This window comes from Plantactinospora sp. BC1 (assembly GCF_003030345.1).
Classification (GTDB): domain Bacteria; phylum Actinomycetota; class Actinomycetes; order Mycobacteriales; family Micromonosporaceae; genus Plantactinospora.
Map to the genome: position 1 here is coordinate 2,723,852 of NZ_CP028158.1, position 24,954 is coordinate 2,748,805.

Annotated in this window: 27 protein-coding genes; 20 read left to right on the forward strand and 7 right to left on the reverse strand. The window is 71.1% G+C overall.

Features of this window, described 5'->3' with window-relative positions; translation table 11 throughout:
• The first annotated feature begins 5 nt into the window (after window positions 1-5).
• Window positions 6-1,352: an AAA domain-containing protein gene (locus C6361_RS11575; protein WP_107270895.1), complete on the forward strand. Its 1,347-nt coding sequence runs from the start codon at window positions 6-8 to the stop codon at window positions 1,350-1,352.
• On the opposite strand, the gene C6361_RS11580 is transcribed toward C6361_RS11575, so the two are convergent.
• Together C6361_RS11580 and C6361_RS11585 are read right to left on the reverse strand one after the other, a co-directional pair.
• Window positions 1,349-2,125 carry a hypothetical protein gene (locus C6361_RS11580; protein WP_159079296.1) on the reverse strand — a complete coding sequence of 259 codons (777 nt, stop codon included), beginning with the start codon at window positions 2,123-2,125 and terminating at the stop codon, window positions 1,349-1,351. The genes C6361_RS11575 and C6361_RS11580 overlap by 4 nt on opposite strands.
• 66 nt (window positions 2,126-2,191) lie before the next feature.
• Entirely contained in the window at window positions 2,192-2,731 is a 540-nt protein-coding gene (locus C6361_RS11585; RefSeq protein ID WP_107267745.1) for a flavoprotein, read from the reverse strand.
• 190 nt (window positions 2,732-2,921) lie between these two features.
• Between C6361_RS11585 and C6361_RS11590 the strand changes: the two genes are divergently transcribed.
• The 5 genes from C6361_RS11590 to C6361_RS11610 all read left to right on the forward strand — a co-directional run bounded on the left by C6361_RS11590 (window position 2,922) and on the right by C6361_RS11610 (window position 7,893).
• Window positions 2,922-3,788, forward strand: a complete 867-nt coding sequence (locus C6361_RS11590; protein ID WP_107267746.1) for an HNH endonuclease — start codon at window positions 2,922-2,924, stop codon at window positions 3,786-3,788.
• Between the two features lie 441 nt (window positions 3,789-4,229).
• The gene (locus C6361_RS11595) at window positions 4,230-4,727 is read left to right on the forward strand and encodes a hypothetical protein (RefSeq protein ID WP_234359452.1); all 498 of its coding nucleotides are present in this window, start codon (window positions 4,230-4,232) and stop codon (window positions 4,725-4,727) included.
• On the forward strand, window positions 4,720-5,079 hold the full coding sequence (locus tag C6361_RS11600) for a hypothetical protein (RefSeq protein WP_107267748.1): 360 nt from the start codon (window positions 4,720-4,722) through the stop codon (window positions 5,077-5,079). Before C6361_RS11595 ends, C6361_RS11600 begins: the two co-directional genes overlap by 8 nt.
• A gap of 28 nt (window positions 5,080-5,107) precedes the next feature.
• Complete coding sequence (locus tag C6361_RS11605; protein ID WP_107267749.1) at window positions 5,108-5,968, forward strand: hypothetical protein; 861 nt, start codon at window positions 5,108-5,110, stop codon at window positions 5,966-5,968.
• Window positions 5,969-6,018: 50 nt separating this feature from the next.
• Window positions 6,019-7,893 (forward strand): S8 family serine peptidase, encoded by a 1,875-nt coding sequence (locus tag C6361_RS11610; RefSeq protein WP_159079298.1) that lies wholly within the window; start codon window positions 6,019-6,021, stop codon window positions 7,891-7,893.
• Here the strand turns inward: C6361_RS11610 and C6361_RS11615 are convergent.
• A complete protein-coding gene (locus C6361_RS11615; protein WP_107267751.1) occupies window positions 7,852-8,151 on the reverse strand; it encodes a hypothetical protein in 300 nt (99 codons plus the stop codon). The two genes, C6361_RS11610 and C6361_RS11615, sit on opposite strands and share 42 nt — an antisense overlap.
• Before the next feature lie 708 nt (window positions 8,152-8,859).
• Between C6361_RS11615 and C6361_RS11620 the strand changes: the two genes are divergently transcribed.
• The gene (locus C6361_RS11620; RefSeq protein WP_107267752.1) at window positions 8,860-9,429 is read left to right on the forward strand and encodes a hypothetical protein; all 570 of its coding nucleotides are present in this window, start codon (window positions 8,860-8,862) and stop codon (window positions 9,427-9,429) included.
• A gap of 200 nt (window positions 9,430-9,629) precedes the next feature.
• Here C6361_RS11620 and C6361_RS11625 read toward each other — a convergent pair whose 3' ends face one another.
• Window positions 9,630-9,899, reverse strand: coding sequence for a hypothetical protein (locus C6361_RS11625; RefSeq protein WP_107267753.1), 270 nt, complete (start codon window positions 9,897-9,899; stop codon window positions 9,630-9,632).
• Window positions 9,900-10,114: 215 nt separating this feature from the next.
• On the opposite strand from C6361_RS11625, the gene C6361_RS11630 reads away from it, so the two are divergent.
• The 4 genes from C6361_RS11630 to C6361_RS11645 all read left to right on the forward strand — a co-directional run bounded on the left by C6361_RS11630 (window position 10,115) and on the right by C6361_RS11645 (window position 14,242).
• Complete coding sequence (locus C6361_RS11630) at window positions 10,115-10,564, forward strand: hypothetical protein (RefSeq protein ID WP_199853326.1); 450 nt, start codon at window positions 10,115-10,117, stop codon at window positions 10,562-10,564.
• Window positions 10,565-10,639: 75 nt separating this feature from the next.
• Window positions 10,640-11,182, forward strand: a complete 543-nt coding sequence (locus C6361_RS11635) for a hypothetical protein (RefSeq protein ID WP_107270896.1) — start codon at window positions 10,640-10,642, stop codon at window positions 11,180-11,182.
• A 115-nt stretch (window positions 11,183-11,297) separates the two neighbouring features.
• Window positions 11,298-12,221, forward strand: a complete 924-nt coding sequence (locus tag C6361_RS11640; protein ID WP_234359453.1) for a hypothetical protein — start codon at window positions 11,298-11,300, stop codon at window positions 12,219-12,221.
• Window positions 12,222-12,388: 167 nt separating this feature from the next.
• Entirely contained in the window at window positions 12,389-14,242 is a 1,854-nt protein-coding gene (locus C6361_RS11645; protein ID WP_107267756.1) for a LamG-like jellyroll fold domain-containing protein, read from the forward strand.
• Between the two features lie 91 nt (window positions 14,243-14,333).
• On the opposite strand, the gene C6361_RS11650 is transcribed toward C6361_RS11645, so the two are convergent.
• A complete protein-coding gene (locus tag C6361_RS11650) occupies window positions 14,334-15,215 on the reverse strand; it encodes a serine hydrolase (protein WP_107257634.1) in 882 nt (293 codons plus the stop codon).
• 59 nt (window positions 15,216-15,274) lie between these two features.
• On the opposite strand from C6361_RS11650, the gene C6361_RS38135 reads away from it, so the two are divergent.
• The 6 genes from C6361_RS38135 to rpmG all read left to right on the forward strand — a co-directional run bounded on the left by C6361_RS38135 (window position 15,275) and on the right by rpmG (window position 18,669).
• Window positions 15,275-15,598, forward strand: coding sequence for a LysR family transcriptional regulator (locus tag C6361_RS38135; RefSeq protein ID WP_234359454.1), 324 nt, complete (start codon window positions 15,275-15,277; stop codon window positions 15,596-15,598).
• 15 nt (window positions 15,599-15,613) lie between these two features.
• Window positions 15,614-16,249, forward strand: coding sequence for a LysR family substrate-binding domain-containing protein (locus C6361_RS11655; protein ID WP_234359455.1), 636 nt, complete (start codon window positions 15,614-15,616; stop codon window positions 16,247-16,249).
• A 72-nt stretch (window positions 16,250-16,321) separates the two neighbouring features.
• Entirely contained in the window at window positions 16,322-17,035 is a 714-nt protein-coding gene (locus C6361_RS11660; protein WP_107267757.1) for a hypothetical protein, read from the forward strand.
• Window positions 17,036-17,221: 186 nt separating this feature from the next.
• A complete protein-coding gene (locus C6361_RS11665; protein ID WP_107257637.1) occupies window positions 17,222-17,743 on the forward strand; it encodes a GNAT family N-acetyltransferase in 522 nt (173 codons plus the stop codon).
• Window positions 17,744-17,829: 86 nt separating this feature from the next.
• The gene (locus tag C6361_RS11670; RefSeq protein ID WP_107267758.1) at window positions 17,830-18,237 is read left to right on the forward strand and encodes a VOC family protein; all 408 of its coding nucleotides are present in this window, start codon (window positions 17,830-17,832) and stop codon (window positions 18,235-18,237) included.
• A gap of 264 nt (window positions 18,238-18,501) precedes the next feature.
• Complete coding sequence (rpmG, locus tag C6361_RS11675) at window positions 18,502-18,669, forward strand: 50S ribosomal protein L33 (RefSeq protein ID WP_107257639.1); 168 nt, start codon at window positions 18,502-18,504, stop codon at window positions 18,667-18,669.
• Window positions 18,670-18,720: 51 nt separating this feature from the next.
• On the opposite strand, the gene C6361_RS11680 is transcribed toward rpmG, so the two are convergent.
• Window positions 18,721-19,302, reverse strand: a complete 582-nt coding sequence (locus tag C6361_RS11680) for a CGNR zinc finger domain-containing protein (RefSeq protein WP_107257640.1) — start codon at window positions 19,300-19,302, stop codon at window positions 18,721-18,723.
• Window positions 19,303-19,600: 298 nt separating this feature from the next.
• On the opposite strand from C6361_RS11680, the gene C6361_RS11685 reads away from it, so the two are divergent.
• Both C6361_RS11685 and C6361_RS11690 read left to right on the forward strand, forming a co-directional pair.
• On the forward strand, window positions 19,601-20,521 hold the full coding sequence (locus tag C6361_RS11685) for a proline dehydrogenase family protein (protein WP_107257641.1): 921 nt from the start codon (window positions 19,601-19,603) through the stop codon (window positions 20,519-20,521).
• Window positions 20,522-20,595: 74 nt separating this feature from the next.
• Window positions 20,596-21,366 (forward strand): DUF1963 domain-containing protein, encoded by a 771-nt coding sequence (locus tag C6361_RS11690; RefSeq protein ID WP_107267759.1) that lies wholly within the window; start codon window positions 20,596-20,598, stop codon window positions 21,364-21,366.
• A 168-nt stretch (window positions 21,367-21,534) separates the two neighbouring features.
• Here C6361_RS11690 and C6361_RS11695 read toward each other — a convergent pair whose 3' ends face one another.
• Complete coding sequence (locus C6361_RS11695) at window positions 21,535-23,682, reverse strand: hypothetical protein (protein ID WP_107267760.1); 2,148 nt, start codon at window positions 23,680-23,682, stop codon at window positions 21,535-21,537.
• Window positions 23,683-24,212: 530 nt separating this feature from the next.
• Between C6361_RS11695 and C6361_RS11700 the strand changes: the two genes are divergently transcribed.
• Entirely contained in the window at window positions 24,213-24,917 is a 705-nt protein-coding gene (locus tag C6361_RS11700) for a permease prefix domain 1-containing protein (RefSeq protein ID WP_107257644.1), read from the forward strand.
• The last annotated feature ends 37 nt before the right edge of the window (window positions 24,918-24,954 follow it).

A 24,954-nucleotide genomic window follows, 5' to 3' on the forward strand; every position in this document is an offset into this window, starting at 1 on the left:
TGCTGATGCCCCGTGGTGGTGGGTCTGGACGGTTGGTGTTGCCGCCGGCCGAGGCGGCGCGGCGGGTGGTCGGGGAGGTGCTGACCGACCTGCACAGCGGGGACCACCGTGGGGTGGTGGTCGACTCGCCGCCGGGGGCCGGAAAATCGACCCTGGTGGTGCGGGCGGCGGGGGAGCTGGCCGAGGCGGGCGAGCCGCTGATCGTGATCGCTCAGACGAACGAGCAGGTCGACGACCTGATCGACCGGTTGGCGCAGGCGAAGCCGGAGCTGCCGATCGGGCGGTTGTCGGCGAACGACTACACGGCGACGGACCGGATCAAGAACTATTCGACGGTCCGGGTCGCGGCGAAGGTCGCGGACCTGGGACCGTCGTCCGTGATCATCGGTACGGCCGCCAAGTGGGCGCTGGTCCCGGAGGGACGCTGGCCGTGGGCGATCGTGGACGAGGCGTACCAGATGCGCTCCGACGCGCTGCTGCGGGTGGCGGGGCGGTTCGACCGGGCGTTGTTCGTGGGTGACCCGGGACAGTTGGATCCGTTCTCGACGGTGGAGACGGAACGCTGGACCGGGCTGACCTGGGACCCGATGCAGTCGGCGGTGGCGGCGTTGCTGCGGCACAACCCGGACCTGCCGGTACACCGGTTGCCGGTGTCGTGGCGACTGCCGGCGTCGGCGGCTCCGGTGGTGGCGGAGGCGTTCTATCCGTTCACGGGGTTCTCGGCGGGGACCACGGCTGCGCAGCGGTCGCTGTCGTTCGCCGCCGCTGGGTTTGGTGGTGGGGCGGTGGACGAGGCGTTGGAGATGGCGGCGGCTACCGGGTGGGCGTTGTACGAGCTGCCGGCTCGGCACACGTTGCGGACGGATGGCGAGGCGGCGGCGGCTTGTGCGCGGTTGGCGTTGCGGGTGTTGGAGCGGGGGGCGGTGGCGGTGTCGGAGCGTTTTCCCGAGGGCGCTCCGGTGACCGCTGATCGGATCGCGGTGGGGGCGGCGCACCGGGACCAGGTGGCGGCGATCCGGGCGCGGCTCGGGGCGGCCGGGGCCGGCATCACGGTGGACACGGCAAATCGCTTGCAGGGACGCGAGTACGACGTGGTGATCGTGCTGCACCCGCTGTCGGGGCGGCGGGACGCGACCGCGTTCCACCTGGAGGCGGGGCGGTTGTGTGTGCTGGTGTCACGGCACCGGCACGCGTGTGTGGTGGTGGCCCGGGCGGGGATCGGGGAGTTGCTGGACGCCCATCCGTCGACCGAGCCGGTGCACCTGAACGTACCGGTCAAGTTCCCGGACGGCTGGGAAGCGAATCAGGCGATTGCCGCGCACCTTGCCAGCAGCAGAAGCGCGGCGTACTAACCCGAGCCCAGAATGGAGGGCAAGAAGGCTGCCGGTTCCACGCACCGGACGGCCGGATGTCGAATCGCGTCCGCGTCCGCGTCCGCGTCCGCCGAGGCCGCTGCTTGCCAGATCTCCTGTACCGCCCTGAACAGGTGATCGACCCGGGGAGCAGCCTTGGCGCCCTGCGACTGGCTCGTGTCGAAGGCGACAGGCCGCCATCCCCCTTGGCGAGTGCGGTGCTCCGAATTCGCAAGCGGGCGGAGCCACTCCTGAAGCCGGTGCTCGAGCGCGAGTCCGGCGACCGTTGGGGAGATGTCGTCGGGAATGCTGGCAGCCTCAGGAAGTGCCGGCCACATCACCACAAGCACGCGGTGCCAGATCTCTGGTGGGAACGTGTTCGCCAGATGATGGCTTTCCCCGATGGGCAGGTCGCGCAAGCGGCGTTGGGCATTGGCAGTCTGGCCGACGTACAGCAGACCCGCACGCAACCAGACGCCATAGAGCACAGGACCGTGGACGGGGCCCTGCCGGTCGGTAGCCCGCACCAGCGCCAACCCGAGTCTCTGCGCAAATTCGGAGCGGGCGCGTCGCCAGGCTCGCGCATCCTCCTCGTCCGTAATCAACTGCTGTAACGCCTCGTGCCAGTTTCGAACAGCGTCCAGCCGTCGACGATGCGTATCGCTCGGCGGGGTGTTGCCGTCGGCAGCAGGTTCGTCACCTGCCATGTGACAGGCCACCGTGCGCTGCTGATCGAGCCACCGATAGTCCGCCCGACGCGCCAGCTCCGTCACGTCGGCGAGCGTAGCTTGCTCGGTCGAGTCCCGAATCAGGGATCGGTCCAAATCTTGAGCCTCCGGTCAGAGACGATCCCGATGGCCTCCTATGAGCCGGAGCAGCTCGGCGGCCAACCGGCGCCACTCGAAGTTGCCGTCCGACGTCGGTGATCGCAGCGCCTCGGACGGCGTGAACATCACGCCGGCACTGCTGAGCAACCGGACATGCCGGTCGTACGCCGGGTGCGTGGTCAGGGCCGCCTTGGCGTACGGGGAGACGAGGATGGGCAGGCCGAGGCCGAGTACCTCGTTGAGGATGCCCAGGGCGAGTGTGTCGTTGATGCCGAGCGCCCACTTGTTGATCGCGTTGAAGGTGGCGGGGGCGACCAGCACGGCGTCTGCCTTCGGCAGTCGGTCGGGCTCGTCGGGCCTGCGGCGTTCGGAGCGGACGAGGCTACCCGTCTGCTGCGCCAGAGCCTCCCGGTCGATCCAGCTCGCGGCTGTTGGTGTTGCAATCACCCGAACCGCCCAGCCGTCCTCCAACAGCAGCTCGATGAGTTCGTCGATCCGGAGGGCTGGTGGAGCGGCGCAGACCACGAGGTACAGGACCGGTCGCCCGCTCATGTCAGCAATCCTGCTCGCTCGGCCAGTGGGCGAAGGCTGGGAGTAGCCGACCGACGTGACGCCACTATCCACGAGTCCCGCGCCGGCCCCGGCAGCCGGCGGCGGTGCAACCGTTTCGTCAACCACCCCGGACCCTGCACCGGTCCACATATCGATGCCTTCCTGAGGAGCCCTCGGATACCGTTCCGGCATGCCGGACCCTTCCCCCGACGAGCTGCTCGCCGACTTCAGCCCACCCCAGCCCTACACCGTCGACCTCGTCGCCACTGCCCCGACTGTCGGCGGCGTACACGTGGTCGTCGACGACGGCGAGGTCGTCTATGTCGGCGAGACCGGCCACCTGCGGCGACGCCTTCGGCAGCACCTGCGCGGCAACCGCGAGTCGTCGGTGCTGCACAAGCAGGTCGGCGAGGAGCTGGACAGGGACAGAACGACGACCGCCGCCACCGCCGACGAGATCGCCGGTTGGCTGGGGGAGCGGACGCTCCGTTGGAGGGTGACCGAGGACCGGCGCGGGCTCAAGGCGGCGCTCGTGTCGCGGCTGAGCCCTCGCTTCAACCACCAACTCCGGTCCGATCTCTCGCACCAGGCGGGCCAGTCGGGCGGGTCCGCCGCCGCACTCGACGTGCCGGAGAGCCCCGACATCGTCGAGCTGGCGGAAGGTCGGCGGCGCAGGCAGGCCGAGGTCACCGTCCGGCAGGGCCAGCCCGACTTCCGCCGCCGGCTTTTCCAGGCGTACGACGGGCGGTGCGCGATCTCCGGCTGCGACGTCGAGGCCGCACTCCAGGCGGCCCACATCAGCCCGTACGACGGTCCGGCGACCAACACGGTCAACAACGGGCTGCTGCTCCGGGCCGACCTGCACAACCTCTTCGATCGTGGCCTGCTCTGGATCGACGACGATCTCCGGGTACGCCTCAGCGGCAGCGCGGTCGACTACTACACGGAATTCGACGGCTGGCGGCTGCGGCTTCCGACGAACTGCCATGACCATCCGGACAGGGCAGCACTGCGACGGCATCGGGACGAAGCCAAGCGGATGCAGGCGGCTCACTAACCGAAGCCCAATTTCACCGAACTATCAGCGTGGCCGCTTGGCTGGAGTCGCCCCGGCGAGCGCCGTCTTCGCCAAGTGCTCAACTATCGAAGCCGCCTTCCTCCTGTCGTCGCCGACGGAAGTCCGTCAATCCGTGTGGACCGTCCCACCTTGCTTGCCCGGTCGCCGATCGACCGGGCATCGAGGGATGTTACGACATGCTATCGTCCAAGCACGAACAGAGATCGCCGATGCTCCGGGCTCGACTATGGACGAAGTTGACAGAGCGGCTGGCGGGGCCACGGGGAGGCCACAGTGTCGCAGGCGAATCCACCGGCTGTCGGGCGCCAGGCCAAGCAGATGCGGGGCTTTCTGGCTGACGTCGAGCAACTCGCCCGGTCGTCCCGCAGAGGGCACTGGCCCCGCCTCGGACAGGTCGAAGGCGCTGACGAAAGCGGCCTGGTGTACTTCGCGGTCGACGACGAGGGCGTGTTCGTGACGGCGCAAATCGATCAGCGGTGGTGGCAGGAACTCGGGGTCGCCGGGCTACCCGTCGCGCTCCGGGAGGCCCAGCGCAACGCGTACGCCAAGTTGAGTGTCGCCCGGCTCGTCTTCCGGCGACTGGTCGGGCCGCCACCGTCCGCCTCGGCCGGGTCCTTCGAGTCGAGGCACGGGCTCTCCCGGACCACAGACGCGTCGGAGCTGCTCAACTCGTGGCGGACCACGACAGCTGAGTCGTATCAGCGCATCTACGAGTACGAGCGCCGGTCGGCTGCACATGCCAGAGCCGAGCCGACGGTGGTCAGCGGGCCGGACGGGCTCGTCCAACTCACCTTCGAAAAGGGCATGATCGCCGACGTCAAGCTGACCTCGTGGCGTCTCTCCGAGCACTCGACCGATCAACTCGTCGCCGACATCCGAGCGGCGCTCCGCGAACACGGGGGAATGGCACATGGGTGATTTCGAGTACTACGATTCGAACATTCTCCGGGTTGCGGGCGACGCGATCCGCGAAGAGGCCGCGAAGTGGGACAAGATGTCCGGCGACATGGCGAACGTCGCGGGCGCGACAAAGCAACTGTGGCTGACTCCGGTTGCCTTCGCTGTCGCCGATCCCTGGGCTGGACCAGCGGTGGCCATCGATGACTTTGCGATCTACAACGACGTCCACAAGCTGCTCTGCTCGCTGCTCGACGGCGCGGCCACCGAGTTCGGCCAGCTCGGCGACGCGCTGCGCACGATGGCTGGGGAGTACGAGAAGTCGGACGAGCGGAGCTACATCAACATCAGCAAGATCTACAAGGCTGAGTAGCACCGGACGAACAGAGAGGAACAGGCCGGTGGCCCCATCGACGGTACCGCTGCCCACTCCGGAAGAGGCTGGCGCGATCCTGGGGACGTTCCGCACCAACAAAGAACTCTTCAGTACCCTGCTCGAACAGGTCGAGCGGGAGTGGGACAACCTCTGCCGAGAAGTCGACGCAATGCTGCGCAGAGGCGAGCACGCCGTCAACAGCGACAGCGCATGGAGTAGCTTCACAGGCTGGATTGCCGACATCAATCCGTTCCAAGAAGCCCTCGTGGAAATTTTGGAGGACATCCGAAAAGCGTTCGAGGAGGTACGCAAGGCGGTCGACAAGCTGTTCCCGATGATCCGCCTGGTTGTCGAGCGGTCGGCGCCGGTGCTCTCGCTCTGCGAGCACAGCCTGAGCTACCTCTCGCAAGTGTTCGGCCCGCTCGGCGACCTCTATACGTCTTCGGGCAGTCTGGTGCCGGATGCTGTCTATTGGGGCGGGCCGACGAAGGAACACTATGTGCAGTCGGTGGTGGCCGACCAGAAGAACGCACTGGACCGGGTCACCGACCACGTCGAGGGTGTCAGCACCTGGCTGGCCCAGACGGCGGCGAAGAACACCGATTACATGGTGACGATCGTGCACAATCTCAGTCCAATCCCCAACGCGCTTACCGCAGCCGCCGCGAACGTGGCGGTGGCGACGGTGGACTTCGTTTCCGCGTTCTGGGCCATCGACAACCTGGCACAGACACTCGGCAACACCGTTCAGGCCGTTCTGGACCAGACCGCGGACCTGTTCGGCTTCCTTGTCAACGCCGTGGCCGGAATCCAGGAACTGACCGTGATCAAGACGGATCGGCGTGACCTCGCTGGCGGCAAGTGGCCGCAGTCGGTCGTGGGCTGACGATGGTGTACGGCTGGAGTACGCGGCTGGCCTCCGCCGCCCTGGCCGGCATGGCCGGCACCGCCCTGAGCCTGTTCGGCGGTGTCGCCGGCAATGCTCATGTTGGGGGGAAGCCGGGGGATGCCTGGCATGTCGCGGCGTTGAATCTCGCCGCAGCACACCAGCAGTCCCGGGGTGCTGGGGTAACCGTCGCGATGGTCGACAGCCGCGTCGAGCCGCATCGTGACCTGCGGGGCGCGTTGTTGCCCCCCATCGACGTAGCACCGTCCGGCACTCGCGACGGCGCGGCCCGAGGCACCCAACTCGCTGGCCTCGTCGCTGCCCGGGGCGACGGACGCACCAGTCTGCTCGGCGTCGCCCCCGAGGCCAGAATCCTTCCGGTCCGGGTAAGCGGTCGGGGTTTCGACGCAGACCCCGACGCCGTCGCGGCGGGGATCGAACGCGCGGTGGCCGGCGGTGCCGACGTGGTCGTCTCCACGTACAGCCGGCCCGGGGTCACGGATCCGCTCGCCGGGGCGGTCCGCCGGGCGATCGCCTCGAACGTCGTGGTGGTCGCACCCGCCGCGCCAGGATCGCCGAACGCGCAGACCCTCGCCGATCTGCCCGGAGTGGTTGCTGTGGTGGGCACCGATCAGGAGGGCCGGCCGCTGCGGGACTCCGTGCGGGGACTGAGCCTGGACGTCGCGGCGCCCGGTGACGAACTGGTGGCGCCGGTGCACACGAGCCTCGGCGATGCATACACGGAGGTCGGTGGAGCGGACTACGCCGCTGCCCTGGTCGGCGGGGTCGCGGCGCTCGTACGGTCGAAGTACCCGCAACTGTCCGGCGCGGATGTGGCGCGTCGGTTCATCGATGATGCGCAGCGGGACCTGGCCCTCGGCTGGGGCGTCGTCAACGCGGCGGAGGCCCTCACGCGGACGCCCGTCGAGTTGCCGGCAGCGCGTACCGCCGCAGCGGACTCGGGTGTTGGTCGGCTGCCGCGGGACCGGCAGTGGTACCTGGACGCCCTGGCGGTGGGGGACGCCCATCGGATCACCCGGGGCGATGGAGGCACGCTGGGCCTGGTCGCCGCAAGGATCGACACGGACCGGCCGGATCTGGCGGGTCGGCTGGACCGGCAGGTCGGGATAGACGCGCAGGGTGACATCGGTGACCTGCCGGGCGGGGCCGCGCGGCCCACCGACACCGCCGCCGCTGTGCTCGCCGGAGGCGCGGGCGGTACGGGATATCTCGGCGTCGCTCCGGCGGCTCGGCTGATCGCAGCCGGCGGCGGGCCCAAGCCTGGGCGGGCTCAGGTGGAAGCGGCCGTACGGTGGCTGGTCGACGACGGCGCGGGAGTGGTGCTGGTGGTCGACGGCGTGGAGGAGCTCAGCGCGGCCGCGGTCGCCTACGCCCTGGCCCGTGACACCGTCGTCGTGGCGCCGCAAGCCGGCTATCCGTCGGGCGTCCCCGGCGTGATCACCGTGCGCGGCGTCCAGCAGCGTGAGCCGCCGGTCTCCGAGCCGGCGCCGATCCTCGCGGCCCCCGGTGAAGTCAACCTGATGCTCGGCACCGATCACGCGGCCTCCGCCGCGTCGGACATCTCGGCGGCGGCGCTGGTGGCCGGAGTTGTCACCCTGGTTCGGGCTCGAAACCCGGAGGCGGACGCCGAGAACGTCATCCAAAGGGTCCTGTCCACCGCGACGGCCGTCGAGGTCGAACCGTCGCCGTACGGACGGGGCCTCGTCAACCCGGTGGCGGCACTGACCGCCGATGTTCCGCCCGTCACCAGCAACCCGCTCGGGGATCCCGGAGATCCGGCGGACGACCCCGGGGACGCCCGGCGGCTGTGGCTTGTCGTGGGCATCGCGGTGGCGGCGGGCCTGGTGCTCCTGGTCGTCGGCCTAACGGCCGGGATGCTGTACCGGCGGCGGCGTCCCCGGTGATCCCGGGTGGTACCCCCGACGGAGATACACCCGACGGCCGTCGTCCGCGAAGTTGACAACCCGCCAGCCCTGGGCCTCGAGCAACTCGGCTGCGGCCATCGTGGTCTCCAGATTGTGCGCCCCCGCCGTGCCGGGGTTGTCGACGCAGACGAACGTCAGCGGATAACTGTGCAGTCGGACCTGCCCGGAGAGGATGTCCCCGGCCTTGAACCATCGAGGCGGCGCCGGCATCATCATCCGCTCAGGATAGATGTTCACGCCTATACCCAGGTGCTCGTGGCCGCAGTTCCCGACCGAACCAACAACCTACCGTAACGGCGCCAATTCCCCCGCCGACCGGCCCGCGCCGGCACCCTGCCCTGCACGCCCAGACCCTGATCGATCACTCCCAGGTCCCGTGCCCGGCAACGTGTCCGCGCCGTGTCCGCTGGCTCCACTAGGGTGCCGTGTCGGAGCATCCAGTCGAGGCGAACGCGGCCGACCAGCACCAGGTCGACGTCACCGAGCGGACGGGGCAAGAGGAGCACGATGTCGTACGTGCCCAGCGGTACCTGGCACCACCCGGCACAGCCGGCCGGACCGGGCAGTCCCGCGGTGGCACCCGGCAGCCTGCCGTGGTCGGTTCGCCGCTCAACACCTACCGGCCGACCTCCGGTTCACCCACCGGCGCGTACCCGCATCCGCCGACCGAACCGTACCTGGCCGCACCAGTCGACCCGTACGCCAGCGCGCCGCTCGATCCCGACCTGCCGCCGCCGGTCGACCCGTACCTCGGCCCACTGCCGGGCCAGGAGCAGCCGTCACCGCCGGGCGGCTGGGATGGCGCCTGTCCACCCGCATCCACATCGAACCTGGGCCGACGCGCACAGATGTCGCTAATCTCTCACGTTCGGCAGCAGAGGGAATCCATGCCGAAATGTGCCAGGATAGCCGTACATGGATGTCTGACCTCTGCGGGAGGATCGGGTGGCGTTCTGGCACGTCCGAGATCGGATACGCCTCGAAGCGGGGCATGTCCTGGACCTGGCCTCGGACGGTGGCGGCTTCGGCATCCAATACTGCGAGACGGCCCGTACCGCCAAACGCCCGACACACGGCAAGGCCGAGCAGCGGATCCAGTGCGGGCACTGTGGACAGACGGTCGTCTTCACCGTCTACTCCACCGCCCTGACCCGGCGGCACCGCTTCGTCGCGTACAGCCTCGGCGCCGCCCTGCTGGCCGTCGCCGCCCTGGTCTACGGCATCGGCATCGACGCCGTCGTCTCGGCCACCAGCCCGCTCTGGCCGCTGCTCCTCGCCGCGGCCGAGATCGCCCTGATCGTGCTGGCCCTCGGATTCCTCGGCTATGCCGCCATGTTCGAGTACGGCGTCCGGTCGCCCCGGATGTGGCGGGGCGGGCCGGTACCGCGCGACTCCCACCTGGCGATGTTCGACCCGCACCTCGGCAGCAAGCCGCTGGCCCGCACCGGCCGGGCCAGCTCCTCGATCCACCACCAGCACACCGACGACCGTCCCGCCGGGTCAGGCCCGACCTGACCCCGCCCCCGGCCAGCATCGCCGCGCCCTCCTCTGGGCGTACCTGCACCTGACCGAGGCGGCGGGAGTGTCCGCCGGGTCGGCCGCGCTGACCGTCTCCGGCTACTGGGTCGCGCTGCTCGTCGGGCGCCTGCTCCTCGGCCCGGTCGCCGACCGGTGCGGGGCACACCTGGTACTCCGGGCGGCCCTCGCCACGACCGTCACGGCCGCCGTCCTGCTGCTGCTTCCCGGCCGTACGCGACCGCCGGCATCGTCCTGCTCGGCCTCGCGGCGGCACCGATGTTCCCCCTGCTCATCCTGACCACCGGTGAACGGGTCCACGCGGACTCCGCCAGGGCCAGGACCAGCAGGCACGGGCCGAGCGATCCGGCACCGGACCGGTCCAGGATCACGCCGACCGTGGCCGGCACGATCGCCGCCCCGGCCGCCGAGGCCGCCACCTGGATGCCGATCACCCGGTCGGCGACCACTCACGTACGCCGTCGCGACGCGCAGCCGGCCATCGGGCGGCTAACCCGGCCGTGCGGTTCGCCAGTCCCACGGCGGAGCGGCAGCTCACTCCTTGTCCGATTCAAGGCCATATACTCCGTCCGTGAGATGTTTGAGGACCTTAGGGGGAATTATTCTCCTGTCGGGTGCCGTTCCAGCGGTTCTGCCGGCCGAGCCGGCCGCCGCTGCTACGTTCGTGGTTTCCCGGCTGCGGCAGACCGACCTGTCGATCACGGTCCCGGCGACGGCCAGCCTCGGGGCCGGTCTGCCCGGCGCCACCCTCAGCCGCCGGCTCGGCGTGGTCACCGTGCGGGACAGCCGGCCGATCAACCCGAACACCTGGACGGTGACGGTGACCTCGACGCCGTTCATCACCGGTTCCGGTTCGGCGGCGCAGACCATCCCCACCAGCCGGGTGTCGTACTGGTCCGGCCCGGCCACCCGGCACACCGGGGGCGGCAACCTGGTGCCCGGTCAGCTAACCAGCGCGCAGGCGCAGACGTTGACGGTGCCTCGCATCGCGTTCCGGAAGACCTCCGGCAACGCCAACAATCGGGTGAGCTGGATGCCGACCCTGGTGGTCAGTATTCCGTCGGGCGCGGTCGTCGGCCTCTACCGAGGTACGGTCACGCATTCCGTTTCCTGACCGCCGCGTCCATGCTCCTGCCAGTCTGGCGTCGAATGCCCTATTTAGACGGCTTTGGTGTGTTACAACTCCTACATGAAGAAGATGCTCGCGCCCACGTTCTGCCTCGCCGCAGCCACCCTGTTGATCGCCACGCCGGCAGCGGCCCAGCCGTCCGCAGACACCATCGTGACGTTCACCGTCGCCACGGCCAACCTCACCATCGAGGCGCCCGCCGCGGTCAACCTCGGCTCGGCCTTCCCCGGGCAACGCCTGAGCGGACAGTTGGGCACCGTGACCGTCCGTGACCAGCGGGCTGCCGCGAACGCCACCTGGACCGCCTCGGTCGTCTCCAGCGAGTTCCGCACCGGTGACGGCGACCCCGGGCAGATCATCCAGCCACAACTGGTCGAGTACTGGTCCGGGCCGGCGACCTCCACGACCGGCACCGGCACCTTCGTTCCCGGCCAGCCCACCGAGGCGGACCGGGTCAGCCTCAGCGTGCCCCGCACGGCCTTCGCCAAGACCTCCGGCAGCGGCAACAACTCCGCCAGCTGGAACCCGACGTTGGTGATCAACATCCCGCCCGACGCGGTCGGCGGCCTGTACACCGGGACGGTAACCCATTCTGTGTCGTAACCGGCGGTCCCTGGCGGGCTGCGCCCTCACCCTCGCCGTACTCGTGCTGGCGGGAGCGCCCGGCGCCGCCGCCGACCCGTCCCCACCGGCCGCGTCCACGGCCCCGCAGGTAGGGGTGAGCGTCCGGCTGCTCGACGCGCCGGTGAACCGGCGCGAGGACAGCCGCGCCTACCACTACATCGTCGACCACGTGAAGCCTGGCACCACGGTCCGCCGCCGGATCGTCGTCTCCAGCGCCTCGGAGATCCGCCGCGAGGTCGCCGTCTATCCGGCGGCGGCCACCGTCGACAAGGCCACCTGGGTCGTCGCCCCCGATCGGACCGCGAACGAGCTGTCCAGTTGGGTGACCGTGGACCGCAACCGCCTCGACCTCGATCCCGACGAACGGGCGACGGTGTGGACCACGATCAGGGTCCCCGAGGACGCCGCGGCCGGGGAACGCTATGCCGTGCTCTGGGCGCAGACCGCCGGTCTCGCCGACTCCACCGTGCGGCACATCGGCCGGGCCGGGATCCGGATCTACCTCTCCGTCGGTCCCGGGGGCGAACCAGCGTCCGACTTCACCATCACCGACCTGACCGGCACCCGGGCCCCCGACGGCACCGCCACGCTCACCGCCTCGGTGACCAACACCGGCAAGCGGGCCCTCGACCTCGACGGCACACTCCAGCTCAAGGACGGACCGGACAACCTCAACAGTGGCCCGTTCAAGGTCGAGGCACCCACCCTCGCCCTCGGCGCCACCGCGACCGTGCAGGTGCCGATCGGCCGGAACACCCCGGACGGCCCGTGGACCGCCAAGCTGGAACTGGCCAGCGGCTGGACCAGGCGTACCGCCACCGGCCAGGTGACCTTCGCCCGTCCCGGCGCCGTGGCCAAACCGGCCGACCGGAGCCGTACCGTCCTGCTCGCCGGCCTGGCCGGGTCCGCGATCGTGCTGGCCCTGCTCGTCGGCTACGCCGTCCACCAGCGCCGGCACGGCGACCGGCCGGTGACGCTCCGGACCCGGGTCCTGGCCCGGCACGCCTCCCGGAAGTAGCCGCCACCACCGGGCCACCGCCTCCGCACCGCCCTGCGGCGCCGGCAATCCCGGCGCGGCGCGACCGCCATGACCCGAGGAGTACGACGATCTGAGGAACGACAACCGCGGAGTACGACAATCCACGGCGCGACGGTCCGCGGAACGACGATCCGAGGAGTACGACGATGGAACAGAACCCGAGCCGGCGCGGGTTCCTCCAGGGCGCCGGACTGGTCGGGGCCGGGATGGTCAGCGGCGTCACCACCGGGGCGCTGCTGCCGGCCGCCACCCTCGCCTGGCAGCGGGTCGACGCCGACGAGCCGGCTCCGGACACCGGCTCGCCCCGGTTCACCCTCGCCGTCATCCCGGACACCCAGTACCTCTTCGACGGCGAGCGGGGCGACAGCGCGCCGCTCGCCGCGACGCTGCGCTGGCTCGTGGCGCACCGGGCGGAGCGGAACATCGTCCTCACCGCCCACCTCGGCGACATCGTCGAGAACGGAGCCGCCGCCGAGCTGGCCGAGGCGGGCCGGGTCTTCGGGATCCTCGACCGACACCGGATGCCGTACAGCGTGCTGGCCGGCAACCACGACGTCGACGCCTCCACCACCGACCAGCGTGGACCGAGCCCCTACCTGGAGGTCTTCGGACCGCACCGGTCATGCCGGCTGCCGACGTACGGCGGCGGCACGCCGGACGGCTACAACACGTACCACGTCTTCACCGCCGCCGGACGCGAGTGGCTGCTGCTGGCGCTGGACTGGCGACCGTCGGACGCCACGCTCGACTGGGCGCGGTCGGTGCTGGCGGCGCATCCGACCAGCCCGGCGATCCTGACCACCCACGACCTGGCCGACGCCGACCACGCCGGTGCCACCTGGCTCTCCGGGCACGGCCAGCGGCTCTGGGACCGGCTCGTCAGGGACAGTGACCAGATCTTCCTCACCCTCAACGGGCACTACTGGCCGCCGGGACGCACCGTGCTGCGCAACAGCGCCGGCCGGGACGTGCAGGTGCACATCGCCAACTACCAGGACCGCTACTACGGCGGCGGCGGGATGCTCCGGCTCTACTCGTTCGACCTGGCCCGGAACACGATCGACGTCGAGACGCTCTCGCCGTGGATCCTCGGCCAGCCGGCGCAGCGGCGCAATGTGCTGGCCCGGCGGGAGGTCGAGCTGACCGACCCGGCCAACCGGTTCAGCCTGGCGATCGACTTCGCCGACCGGTTCGCCGGCTTCGCCCCGGTCGCCCGCCGCGCACCGCGCGGGCCGGCCGCCGTGGTCGGTGACGGCGTCGTCGCGTACTGGCGGTTCGACCAGGGGCGGGACGGTGCGGCGGTACCGGACGGCCACCGAATCGAGGATCTCTCCGGCCGGGGCAACCACCTGACCCGGCTCAGCCTGCCCGGTGGCCGGCCGGAGGCGCTGCGCTGGTCGACCGAGCACCACGACGACCAGCCGGCACACGCCAGCCTCTTCTTCTCCGGCGGCCGGCAGGCGACCCCGGGCGGCTGTCTGGGTACGGTCGACGGTGCGCCGCTGAACACGGCGACGTTCGGGCACGGCTACACGATCGAGGCGTTCGTGAAGCTGCCGGCCGACGTCCGGCAGATCGGCTCGGCCGGGATGGGCATCCTCAGCCGGTACGGCACCGGCCGGGACGCCGGCAAGACCGGGGCCGACCCGGCGGAGCCGACCGCGCTGCTGGGGCTCTCCGCCGGGATGGCGCTGAAGTGGGCCGTCTTCCCGGTCGAACTGGACGGCATCGTCGCCAACTGGGGGCACGAGCTGACCGCCGGGGAATGGTTCCACGTCGCGGTGGTGAACGACGGCCGGCTCAGCACCCTCTACGTCGACGGCGCACGGCTGCTCCGCAACCCCTCCGTCGCGGCGTCCGGGCTGGCCGCCTCGGGCGACTCGTGGCTGGTCGGGGCGGACCACCGCGACCGGATTCTGCGGCCGGGCTTCTACGGGTGGATCGGCGACATTCGGATCGCCGACCGTCCGCTGCCGGTCGACCGCTTCCTCCGGGCCTGACCGCCCCGCCGTCCGTTCCGCTCTCCCACCGGCGGGGCGGCCGATATTGGTTCGAGTATCAGACCAGCTCGCGGGGGTGGGCCGGGACCGGTCAGCCGGCCCGCAGGGCCTCGACGGCGGTCCGGGCCGCCTCGCCGATCGCCAGGTCGACGTCGATCCGGCGGGTGGCCAGCCGCCGGGTCCGGGCGAAGACCGCGATCGCGTACCGGCCGCCGTCCGGATACTCCGCGACCCCGGCCTCGGCGTGCAGGCCGGGCAGGGTGCCGGTCTTCGCGGCCACCCGTACCCCGGGCGGGAAGCCGGAGGCGATCCGGGTCCAGAAGAGCTGCCGGCCCATGAGTTCCCGGACCAGCGCACCCGCCGGGGCCGGGCCCGCCTCGTCCCGCCAGATCAGCCCGAGCAGCCGGGTGACGTCCCGGGCCGTGCTGGAGGTGGTCCGCTCCGGGTCGTGCACCCGCATCGCCCGGATCCGCTCCTCCGGCAGCAGCGGGAAGATCTGGGCGAACTCGGCGTCGTCCCGCGCGCCGACGTCGGCGTACATCGACTCCAGGAGTTGCCGGGGCCCGCCGAGAATCCGGGTGCGGGTCAGCCCCAGCTCGGCCGCGAGCAGCGGCAGCACGTCCGGGCCGACCCGGCGCAGCAGCAGGTCGGCGGCGCTGTTGTCGGTGACCGTCATCGCGAAGTACGCCAGGTCGCGCAGCGACACCTCGACGTCGTCGGCGCAGCCGGCCGTACCCCAGCCGCCCAACCGGTCCTCGGCGCGCACCACCACCCGCTCGGTCGGGTCGAGCTGCCCGGCGGCGGCCTGCCGGGCGAACTCCAGGACCAGCAGGATCTTGAAGATCGAGGCGAGCACCACCTGGTCGTCGGCGCCGACGCCCAGCTCGGCCCCGCCGTCGATGTCGGTGACGTGCAGCCGGGCGTCGACTCCCACCTCGTCGAATATCCCGGTGATGGCTTCCAGGGTCGGCACCTGGCGACGATAGCCGGCCGGCGGGCGGCTCCGATATCCGAACTCATATCATCGGCCGGGTGGACCTGGCCCGGCACCTGCGGCAGTTCGTCGTGGTGGCCGAGGAGCTGCACTTCGGCCGGGCCGCCGAGATCCTCGGCATCGCCCAGCCGCCGCTGAGCCAGTCGATCCAGCGGCTGGAGCGGGAACTCGGCGTCGTGCTCTTCGACCGCTCCCGGCGCCAGATCAGCCTGACCACCGCCGGGCAACTCCTGCTGGCCGAGGCGCCGACCCTGCTCGCCGCCGAGGAACGCATCCGGATCGTGATGCGCAAGGCCCGGGACGGCGAGATCGGGACGTTGCGGGCCGGGGTACCGCCGGAGACCCCGGCCGTCACGCTTTAGGCGCTGCTGGCCGGGATGGCCGACCGGGCACCCGGGCTCGACGTGGACCTGCACGAGCTGACCAGCGCGGAGCAGCTGCGGATGCTCGCCGAGGCCCGCCTCGACGTCGGGCTGGTGCACCATCCGGTCCGGGGCGAGGGGCTGCGGGTCGGGCCGGCCGTCGAGGTCCGGTTGGGAGTACTGCTGCCGCGTGCCTCGCCGCTGGCCCAGCTGCGGGAGGTGACCCTGGCCGACCTCGCCGGGTACGACCTGGCGATCTTTCCTCGGGCCACCGCGCCGGACTGGCACGACCAGGTTCTCGACGTCTGCCGCCGGCACGGCTTCACGCCCCGGCGGGTCCGGCACGCCGGCAACCCCGAGTTCCTGTTGGCTCTGGTGCTCGCCCGGGGGTGCGTGGCGTTCGAGCCGGAGTCGACGGCCCGCCGGGAGCCGCGGGTCGCCTGGCGGCCGTTGACCGAACCGGTGTTGCGGCGCCGCACCTCGGCGGTCTGGCCGGACCGGGCGGCGCATCCGGCCGCGTCGACCTTCGCCGAGACCGCCGCCGAGATCCTCGCCGGCCCGGCACCGGCCGCCCCGACCGTGCTGCGGCCGGGCCAGCCCCGACCGTGGTCGGTGGTCTATCCACCGGACGACTTTCCCGAACGCGCCTGACAGTGGCCGGGCCGACGGGGGCGCTCGGTAGAGTGACCGGTCGTCCCGGCCCCGTACCCCCGGAAGGTGCGCATGACGGTGTCTGCCCAGCGGGCCCGACGGTGGCGGCAGATCCTCTTCGAGCTGCGGCCCGCGCTTCCCGGCGAGTGGTCGGTCCGGGGCACCGGGCTGGGCATGTCGCTGGTCCGGGAGCCGCTGGACTGGGCACTCCGCTGGATCGGCTACTCCGGTTCGCCGAGCCGGCCCGTGGGGTGGGTCGGCGCCGGGGTGCAGCCGCTGGTGACGCCGCCGCTCGGCTTCGGCCTGACGTACGGCATCCGGATGGACGAGGTCCGCTCCGGTCCGCGTACCGTCGACCTGCTCGCCGACGACGCGGCCGACGCCATCCGGCGGTTCGTACTGGACGCGGGCCTGCCGGAGATCGACGCCTGGCCGGCCGAGCGTCTCGCCGAGGTGGCCGAGCGGGACTTCGCCCAGGATCCGCACCGGCGCGGCAAGCACTGGGACCACCTACCCGGCTGGCGGGTGGTCACCGGCAGTGGATCACCTGTCGAACCCGCCGAGCAGCTCGCCGCGCTGTGCCGGCAGAAGGCCGGTACGGCTTCCGGCCGGGGCGGCCGGCGGCTGGCGGAACGGGGCACCTTCTACGAGCGGCTCTGCGAGCAATGGCACGAGGGCGGATCCGGGGCGGCGCTGCGGCTGCTAGCCGAGCAGCGTGACCAGGCGCTCGGCAGCTGGAAGCTCGACCGGTTGGCCACCGCGCCGCGCCCCGACCCCGCTCCGTGAGTCGACGTCCCGTCCTGCCGCCCGGCGGCGTTTCCCGCGCGGTAGAAAGCGGGAACCGCAGCGCCCGCCACCGGGCGCGGGTGCGCCGAGGCGGCGAGCCGGCGGCCACCGGCGGTGGTTTCCGGCGGGATCGTCGCCCCGACCGGCTTGAATGGCGGAGAGCGACGAGCGGAAAGGTGGGGTGACGTGGCCGGAGGAGCGGATCGGGTCCGGATCGAGCCGTGGAGCGAGGGTGACCTCGACCTGCTCCGCCGGATCAACATCCCGGAGATGAAGCGGCACCTGGGCGGCCCGGAGACCGAGGAGCAGGTCCTCGCCCGGCACGAGCGGTACCTCCGGTTCGGCGGTGGCAGGCAGGGGTGCATGTTCCGGGTGGTCGCCCTGCCGGACGGGGTTGCGGTCGGCAGCGTCGGCTACTGGGAACGGGACTGGCACGGCGAGCCGGTCTACGAGATCGGCTGGAGCATCCTGCCGGAACACCAGGGCAGAGGGCTGGCCACGGCGGCGCTGCTGGCCGTCGTCGACGAGGCCCGCGCGCGGCGAGACCGCCGGTACGCCCACGCCTATCCCTCGGTCGACAACGCCGCCTCCAACGCGGTCTGCCGTAAGGCCGGGTTCGAGTTCCGCGGCGAGACCGACTTCGAGTTCCCGAAGGGGCGGCTGATGCGCTCCAACGACTGGCGGCTCGACCTGACTGACCTGAGCTGACTGACCTGACCTGAGCTGACCTGACCGGAGCCGACCGGCGCTGAGCTTCGGCGCCCCGTCCGGCCGATCCGGGTAAAGTCCTGTCGATGCATCGTTCCCGGACGTACGCGATCATCATCGACACGCCGGAGGGGGAGGTCGACGCCGCCGCCGACTTCTGGTCGGGGGTGTTCGGCACCCCGGCCCGGCCGGAGCCGGGCGAACCGCAGTTCCAGGTGTTGAGCCGGGCGATTCCCGGGCTCACCACGGCGATCCAGTCCGTCGACGCTCCGGCCCGCTACCACCTCGACATCGAGACGGACGACGTGCCGGCCGAGGTGGCCCGGCTGATCGCACTCGGCGCCACCGAGGTCGCGACCTGGCTGGAGTGCCACGTGCTCCGGGCACCGGGCGGTCACCTGCTCTGTGTGATCCCGGTGGCCAGTGATCCCGAACTGTTCCGCTCCGAGGCCCGCACCTGGCCGGACCCGCCGTCCGAACTGGACGGTGCGTAGCGGTGGTCGGGCGCCTGGTGGCGAGCCCGGGGTGGGGGCGGCGCTGGGAGCGGCCGGCGGACGGGGCCGGGCGGCGGGGTTAGAGTCGCCCGCCCGGTGGAACTCGGCGGGCGGGGCCGGGGGAAGGTCCTGGTCGGGACGAAACCGGTCGCCGCGGTACTTCGCGGTCGAGGAGGAACAGATGTCCAGACGAGTCGCCCGCGTGGACGCCAAGCCGAGTGACGGCACCGAGCGGGTCTCGGTGCGGCGGGAGGTGACGCTCTGATGGCCCGGCGCAACGACGTACGCCCGATCGTGAAGCTGCGCAGCACCGGCGGCAGCGGCTACACGTACGTGACCCGGAAGAACCGCCGTAACGACCCGGACCGGCTGGTGGTGCGCAAGTACGACCCGGTGCTCCGCCGGCACGTGGAGTTCCGCGAGGAGCGCTGACGGCCCGGCCGCCCCGGCGCTGTGGGCAGGGGCGGCGTCGCCGCGGGACGGTCAGCCGACCGGAGTCGGGGTCTTCTCCTCGATCCCGGTCGCGACCGGTGCCTGCGCCTCCACCGCGGCCCGCTTCCGGGCCCGGTGCGCCGCCACGTGTGACCGGGTGGCGCAGCGTTCCGAGCAGAACCGGCGGCAGCAGTTGGACGAGGTGTCCAGGTAGACGTTGCCGCACCGGTCGTCGGCGCAGACGCCGAACCGGGAACTGCCGTACTCGCACAGCCAGACCGAGAGGCCCCAGACCGCACCGGCGAGGAACTCGGCACTCACCGAGGCGCCCCGGCTGGTCACGTGCATGTGCCAGTCCTTGGCGTCGTGCCCGGATATCCGTGGCTGGACGGGATAACTCTCCAGAAGTGAATTCAGTTCGGTCACCGCGTCGGCGTCCCGTCCCGAGGAACCGAATTCGAAGACGTCCCGCAGGCGTTTCTGGGCCCGACGGAAGGCGGCGACGTCCCGTTCGGTCACCTCGTCGCGCATCCAGCCGTGTTCGTCGGTGAAAACGGCCCGCAGGCCGTCGAGGTCGTCGAGTCGCGCGTTGACGAGATCGACCCCGGTCCGGGCGTACGCGTCGAAGTTCACCCGACAACCGTAGACGACTTACGGCTCCGGTGGCGCGCCCATGTAGCGGGGAAGGAACGGCGAGTAGCGATCGGTGCTCCGGGACCGGCCGGTCGGTGGCGCGGGCACCGGACGCCCGCCGGTCACCGAGCAACCGCCTGCGGACCAGACGATGATCCGATAACAATGGTCCCGGGCGGAATCGCAGCCAACGCCACTCTTCGTCCGGTAAGTCGGAGGTCGGGAGAGGGTGGCGGCGGAGGACTGCCGGGCCTCCGGTCCCCGCGTACGGGCAAGCGGCTGGCGTTACGCTCAGCTCATGCTCCGATCGGTCATCCTCGCCGCCTCCCGGTCATCCCGGATCGAGCGGCTCGTCGAGACGGCCCCGTTCACCCGGGACGTCGTACGCCGGTTCGTCGCCGGCACCACCACCGACGACGCGCTGCGCGCCACCCGCCAGCTCGTCGCCGACGGTCTCGCGGTCTCCATCGACCACCTGGGCGAGGACACCGTCAGTGCGGACCAGGCGATCGCCGTCCGGGACGAGTACCTGGCCCTGCTCGGCGGGCTCGCCGGGGCCGGGCTCACCCCGCCGGCCGAGGTCAGCGTCAAGCTCTCCGCGCTCGGGCAGAAGTTCGACGAGCGGCTGGCCCGGGAGCACGCGCACGCGATCTGCGCCGCCGCCGCCTCGGCGGGGACGACGGTCACCCTGGACATGGAGGACCACACCACCACCGACTCGACCCTGGACATCCTCGCCGAGCTGCGCAAGGACTTTCCGGGTACCGGGGCGGTGCTCCAGGCGTACCTGCGGCGTACCGAGGCGGACTGTCGGGAGCTGGCCACCCCGGGGTCGCGGGTGCGGCTCTGCAAGGGGGCCTACAAGGAGCCGGAGTCGGTGGCGTACCAGTCCGCCCGGGAAGTGGACAAATCGTACGTCCGGTGCCTGAACGTCCTGCTCGCCGGCCAGGGGTACCCGATGGTCGCCACCCACGACCCCCGGCTGATCGCGATCGCCGAGGACCGGTCCCGGTGGTTCGACCGTACGCCGGAGGAGTTCGAGTTCCAGCTCCTCTACGGGGTACGCCCGGACGAGCAGAACCGGCTCGCCGAGGCCGGCCACACGGTACGCGTCTACCTGCCGTACGGCACCGACTGGTACGGCTACCTGATGCGTCGGCTCGCCGAGCGCCCGGCCAACCTGGCGTTCTTCGCCCGCGCCGTGGCGACCCGGGGATAGCGCCCGGTCCTCGGTCCCGCCCGGCGCTCGGCCTGACTGGGATCGGCCCGCTCGGCCTGGCATCCTCGGACGATATGGACTTCTTCCGCGCGGTGGCGGCGTTGCGTGCCGCCCTCGCCGACTCACCCCGGGCACCTGCGGCTCCCGATCTGGTCGAACAGATCCTCGGCCTGCTCCGCCCCTCGGTCGGACTCGCCGTACCGGCCCGGTCCCGCAACGGCGGAACTCCCGGCCCGGTCGCCGGCTGGTACGGCGGGCTGCCCGGGCTGCCGGACGACGTGCCGTGGCCGCACCACCGGGGTCGGCCGATGACGCTGCTGGCCCGGCTCGACTGTGCCGCGCTGGCGCCGCTACTCGGTCCGGAGTGGACACTGCCCCGGGACGGGGCGCTGCTCTTCTTCGTCGACGAGTGGCAGCACGCCGACTTCGGGGCGGACCCGGGTGACGACGGTTGCGTCGTGCTGCACGTACCCGTCGGGGTGCCGGACCGGGCCGCCCCGCCGGAGGTGGTGCCGATCCCGGCGCTGCCGCTGGTCGCCGCCCCGGTCCTGGCCGCCCCCGACTACGCCGAGCCGGAACTCGCGCCGGTCTTCTCGACCGACCCGATCAGGGTGATGAGCCTGGTCGCCGAGATCCGCGACCGGCTGCCGACGGTGCGGCACCGACTGCTGGGCTGGCCGGACGATCCGGTGGCGGAACTGCCTGGCCACCGGCCGCTGCTGACCCTTGAGGCCGAGGAGGGGACCGCCTGGGGCGAACTGGTCGGTGTCTCGTTCTGGATCGACGGCCCGGACCTGGCGGCGGGCCGGCTGTCCCGGGTACGCCGGGTCCTCGACGTCGCCTGACCCACCCGCCCGGCCCTGCCGGGTACCCGAAAAGGCGCATCCGGCCCGCCGAGGGTGCGATCTGCTGATCGTTTCCCCCGACGGACCGGATGCGTCCGCTCCGTCACCGGTGGTGGTCTCCGTTGCCGGCTACCCGTCCCCGGTCACCTGCGCCTCGGATGTCGAGGATCAGGCGAAGCAGTTGTCGATCGTTTCCTTGCCGGCGCAGTTGTCGGGCCGGTTCTTGCTGATGACGGTGTCGTCGTCCACCTTGACCTTGGCGTGCTCGGCGAAGAGCCCGCCGCCCTTCTTGGTCGCGTCGTTCTCGACGATCTTGCTCTTCTTCAGTTCGAGTGAACCGCCCTCGACCGCGATGCCGCCACCGACCGAACGTGCGCCGACGGCGCTGTTCTTGCTGACCTCGGTGTTCCGCACGATCACCTCGGACTTCTCGGCGAAGATGCCGCCGCCGTCACCCCGGGTGGTGTTCTTGGTGATCTTGCTGTCGTCCACCGTGAGCAGGCCCTTGATGGTGGCGATGCCGCCGCCGTCCTTGGTGCCGAGGTTCTTGCTGACGTGCAGCCCCCGGACCGTGAGGGTGGCGTCCTTGTTGAAGAGGCCGCCGCCGACCTTCGCGGTGTTGCCGTTGACCTCGCCGTCCCAGACCTTGGTCCGGGCCGAGACGCTGGCGATGCCGCCGCCCTCTGCCGCGTTGTTGTGCTCGAAGGCGCTCTTGGTGATGTCGGCCGCCCCCTGGTAGTTGGCGAGCCCACCGCCGGCCTTGTCGGCGCTGTTGCTGAAGAACTCGGACTTCTCCACGGTGAGGACACCACCGTTGAGGATCCCGCCACCGTTGCCGGCGGAGTTGTTCTCCTCGAACTTGCTCTCCGCGACCGCCAGGTGGCCGTCGTTGAAGATCGCGCCGCCGCCGCCGTCCTTGGCGAGTGCGGTGCTGTCCGAGATGGTGACCCGCTTGACCTTGGCGCTGGCGCCGTGGTCGACCGAGATCGCGCCGCCGGTGTCCGCCCGCCCGTTCTCCAGGAAGACCTCGCTCAACTCCAGCTCCCCGCCGTCCCGGACGGTGAAGAAGCGGAAGTCCTTGGCGTAGCTGTCCCGGGTGATGGTCGCGCCCTCACCCTTGATCTTGATCGGGGCCTTGATCACCGGCAGACCGGACCGGTCGTTCTTCTTGTCGTGCTTCTTCTCGTCCTTCTTGCCGTTCTGGCTGCCCGCGGCCGCCGACGCGCCGGCAGGACCGTTGGCGGCGTCGGTCGGCGCCTTGCCGTAGTCCTTCTCGCCCTTGCCGTTGTGCTTCTCGCCGCTGTCGTCGTACGCGGTGAGCGTGTAGGTGCACTTCGGCGCGAGCTTGAGGCTGCCGCCGCCCTCGGCGTTGGCGTGCACCAGCGCGGCGATGAGCTTGTCGGGGTCGCACGGTACGGACGTCACCTTCTCGTCCTCGCGCTTGTCCGAACCGCAGCCTTCGCGGCCCTCCTGGGACCCGCCGTTCCAGCCCGAGCCCTCCGAGCCGGAACCCTGCCAACCCGAGCCGTTCTCGCCGCCGCTCTGGGAGCCGCCGTGCCAACGAGAGCTGTCGGAGCCGGGAGTCTCCCCGGACGAGTCCTTCTCGTCGCCACCCTGCGAGCCGCCCTGCCAGCCGGAACCGCTCTGCGATCCGCCCTGCGAGCCACCCTGCCAGCCGGAGCCGTTGGAGTCCTTGGCGTCCTTGTCGTCCTTGGAGCCCTCGTGCTTGTCCTTGGCGTCCTTGTCGTCCTTGGAACCCTCGTGCTTCTCCTTGGCGTCCTTGGACTCGGCGGCCGGTCCGGCCTTCGGGTCCTTGGTCGCGGTCGGTCCGGCCTTGGGGTCCTTGGTCGCCGTCGGTCCGGCCTTGGGGTCCTTCGACTCCTCGGGCTTCGCCTCCTCGGGCTTCGCCTTCGAGTCCTTGGACTCGGCGGTCGGTCCGGCCTTCGGGTCCTTGGTCGCCGTCGGTCCGGCCTTCGGGTCCTTCGACTCCTCGGGCTTCGCCTCCTCGGGCTTCGCCTTCGAGTCCTTCGTGTCGCGTGGCGCGGCCTTCGACTCTTCGGCCTTCTTGTCGTCGTGGCCCTGCCGGCCACCGCCGGGCTTGCAGTAGTCCTGCCAGTTGCCACCCTGGGAGTCCTCGCCACCCTCGTGCTTGCCGTTCGGGTCCTTGGGATCTTCGTGCTTGCCCCGGTCCCTGCCTTCGTCGCCCTTGTCGTCGTTGGCGGCGGCGACGATCGACAACTGCCCCAGGTCCACGTCTGCCAGGCCCTTGTCACCGGCCAGGGTGGCGACGCCGGCCAGGCCGGCCGCGCCGGCCACCAGGCTGCCGGCGACGATGCCGCCGGCTAAGAACCACCGGGACCGACGCCTTTTCGGCCGAGTCGTGGGCTGACGGGGATCCGGGTGGCTCCCTTGGAATTCGGACATCAAGCTCCCTGCCTTTCGAATACAAGACACGGCCGCACCATCTGGGGCGCGGAGGGCCACAAATAGGTTGTAGCCACTTAAGGTCACCGTACGGTGCTCTTCAGTGCACGGCGGGCCTATATGAAGAAAACCCACGAACCAGTGGAATTAAGGGCTCTGAGCGCTCGAAAAGCGCTAACCGGATAGATGCGGGGCAGATCCTGGCAATCCAATTTCGGGCAGAAAAAAGCAGACGGTGACGGCTTTGGACGGACCTCTCTTAACGGCCGAGTCATCCGGGGAGGGCACAATTCGTACATCGAGCGCAGGTGGCGCAGGCGGCTCATCCGGCGCGTTCGGGCGGTGGCCGCGTGAAACGGGTCGGATCGAGGTCAGGGTTCCTCCGGATGGCCGCCCGCCCCCGGTCGGGAGAGACTGAACCGGTGACCGCCCCGATCGACGACTACGTCCGCGCGGTCGGCGACCGGTTGCGCGGTGCCGCGAGGTTGCGGGCCGACATGCTGGCCGAGATCCGGGACGCGCTGGTCGACGCCGCCGAGGCGTACCGGCACGACGGCCAGACCGCCACGGAGGCGCAACGACTGGCCGTACGGGAGTTCGGTTCGGCGCAGCGGATCGCGGCCGGGCTACAGGACGTGCTGGCGGTGGCACAGGGGCGGCGTACGGCGCTGCTGCTCCTCGGAGTGCTCGGCGCCCAGTACGGCACGACGGAGTTGTTGGGCCGGATCGGCGGCTGGCAGCAGTTCTGGGACGGCGCGCAGCCCGGGGCGGCGTACCTGTGGCTGGCCCGGGCGACGGACACCTTCGCGGGGCTCGCCCTCGGCGCCGCCCTGGTGGCGGTCGTCCTGCTGCGTTGGGGGCCACGGCACTTCGACATCCGGCCGGCGGCGATCCGGCTCACCGCCGTACTCGCCTCGGTGGTGGTCGCGGTGACCATGGTCTGCGGCGTGCTGCTCGCCGTACTGCCGCCCGGGAACGGAGGCGTGCAGGCGCTGGTCGGCGGGGTCGGCTCGGCTGTCTCGTCGGCCCTGCTGCTCGGCTCGGCACGACACTGCTGGCAGGCCGCCGCCGAGCGGCCGTACTCCCGACCGGCGGCGCGACTGGCCGGGTCGTGGGCGGGCCGCTGAGGGCAGGTTCGCACGGCTGGACGATTGGTCGTACTCT

What these genes read in the sequence shown, in the direction of transcription:
- C6361_RS11575 (WP_107270895.1), top strand. Translation starts at nt 6, where the DNA reads ATGCCCCGTGGTGGTGGGTCTGGACGGTTGGTGTTGCCGCCGGCCGAG.
- C6361_RS11585 (WP_107267745.1), bottom strand. Translation starts at nt 2,731, where the DNA reads ATGAGCGGGCGACCGGTCCTGTACCTCGTGGTCTGCGCCGCTCCACCA.
- C6361_RS11590 (WP_107267746.1), top strand. Translation starts at nt 2,922, where the DNA reads ATGCCGGACCCTTCCCCCGACGAGCTGCTCGCCGACTTCAGCCCACCC.
- C6361_RS11600 (WP_107267748.1), top strand. Translation starts at nt 4,720, where the DNA reads ATGGGTGATTTCGAGTACTACGATTCGAACATTCTCCGGGTTGCGGGC.
- C6361_RS11610 (WP_159079298.1), top strand. Translation starts at nt 6,019, where the DNA reads ATGGCCGGCACCGCCCTGAGCCTGTTCGGCGGTGTCGCCGGCAATGCT.
- C6361_RS11635 (WP_107270896.1), top strand. Translation starts at nt 10,640, where the DNA reads ATGAAGAAGATGCTCGCGCCCACGTTCTGCCTCGCCGCAGCCACCCTG.
- C6361_RS11645 (WP_107267756.1), top strand. Translation starts at nt 12,389, where the DNA reads ATGGAACAGAACCCGAGCCGGCGCGGGTTCCTCCAGGGCGCCGGACTG.
- C6361_RS11655 (WP_234359455.1), top strand. Translation starts at nt 15,614, where the DNA reads ATGGCCGACCGGGCACCCGGGCTCGACGTGGACCTGCACGAGCTGACC.
- C6361_RS11660 (WP_107267757.1), top strand. Translation starts at nt 16,322, where the DNA reads ATGACGGTGTCTGCCCAGCGGGCCCGACGGTGGCGGCAGATCCTCTTC.
- C6361_RS11670 (WP_107267758.1), top strand. Translation starts at nt 17,830, where the DNA reads ATGCATCGTTCCCGGACGTACGCGATCATCATCGACACGCCGGAGGGG.
- rpmG (WP_107257639.1), top strand. Translation starts at nt 18,502, where the DNA reads ATGGCCCGGCGCAACGACGTACGCCCGATCGTGAAGCTGCGCAGCACC.
- C6361_RS11685 (WP_107257641.1), top strand. Translation starts at nt 19,601, where the DNA reads ATGCTCCGATCGGTCATCCTCGCCGCCTCCCGGTCATCCCGGATCGAG.
- C6361_RS11690 (WP_107267759.1), top strand. Translation starts at nt 20,596, where the DNA reads ATGGACTTCTTCCGCGCGGTGGCGGCGTTGCGTGCCGCCCTCGCCGAC.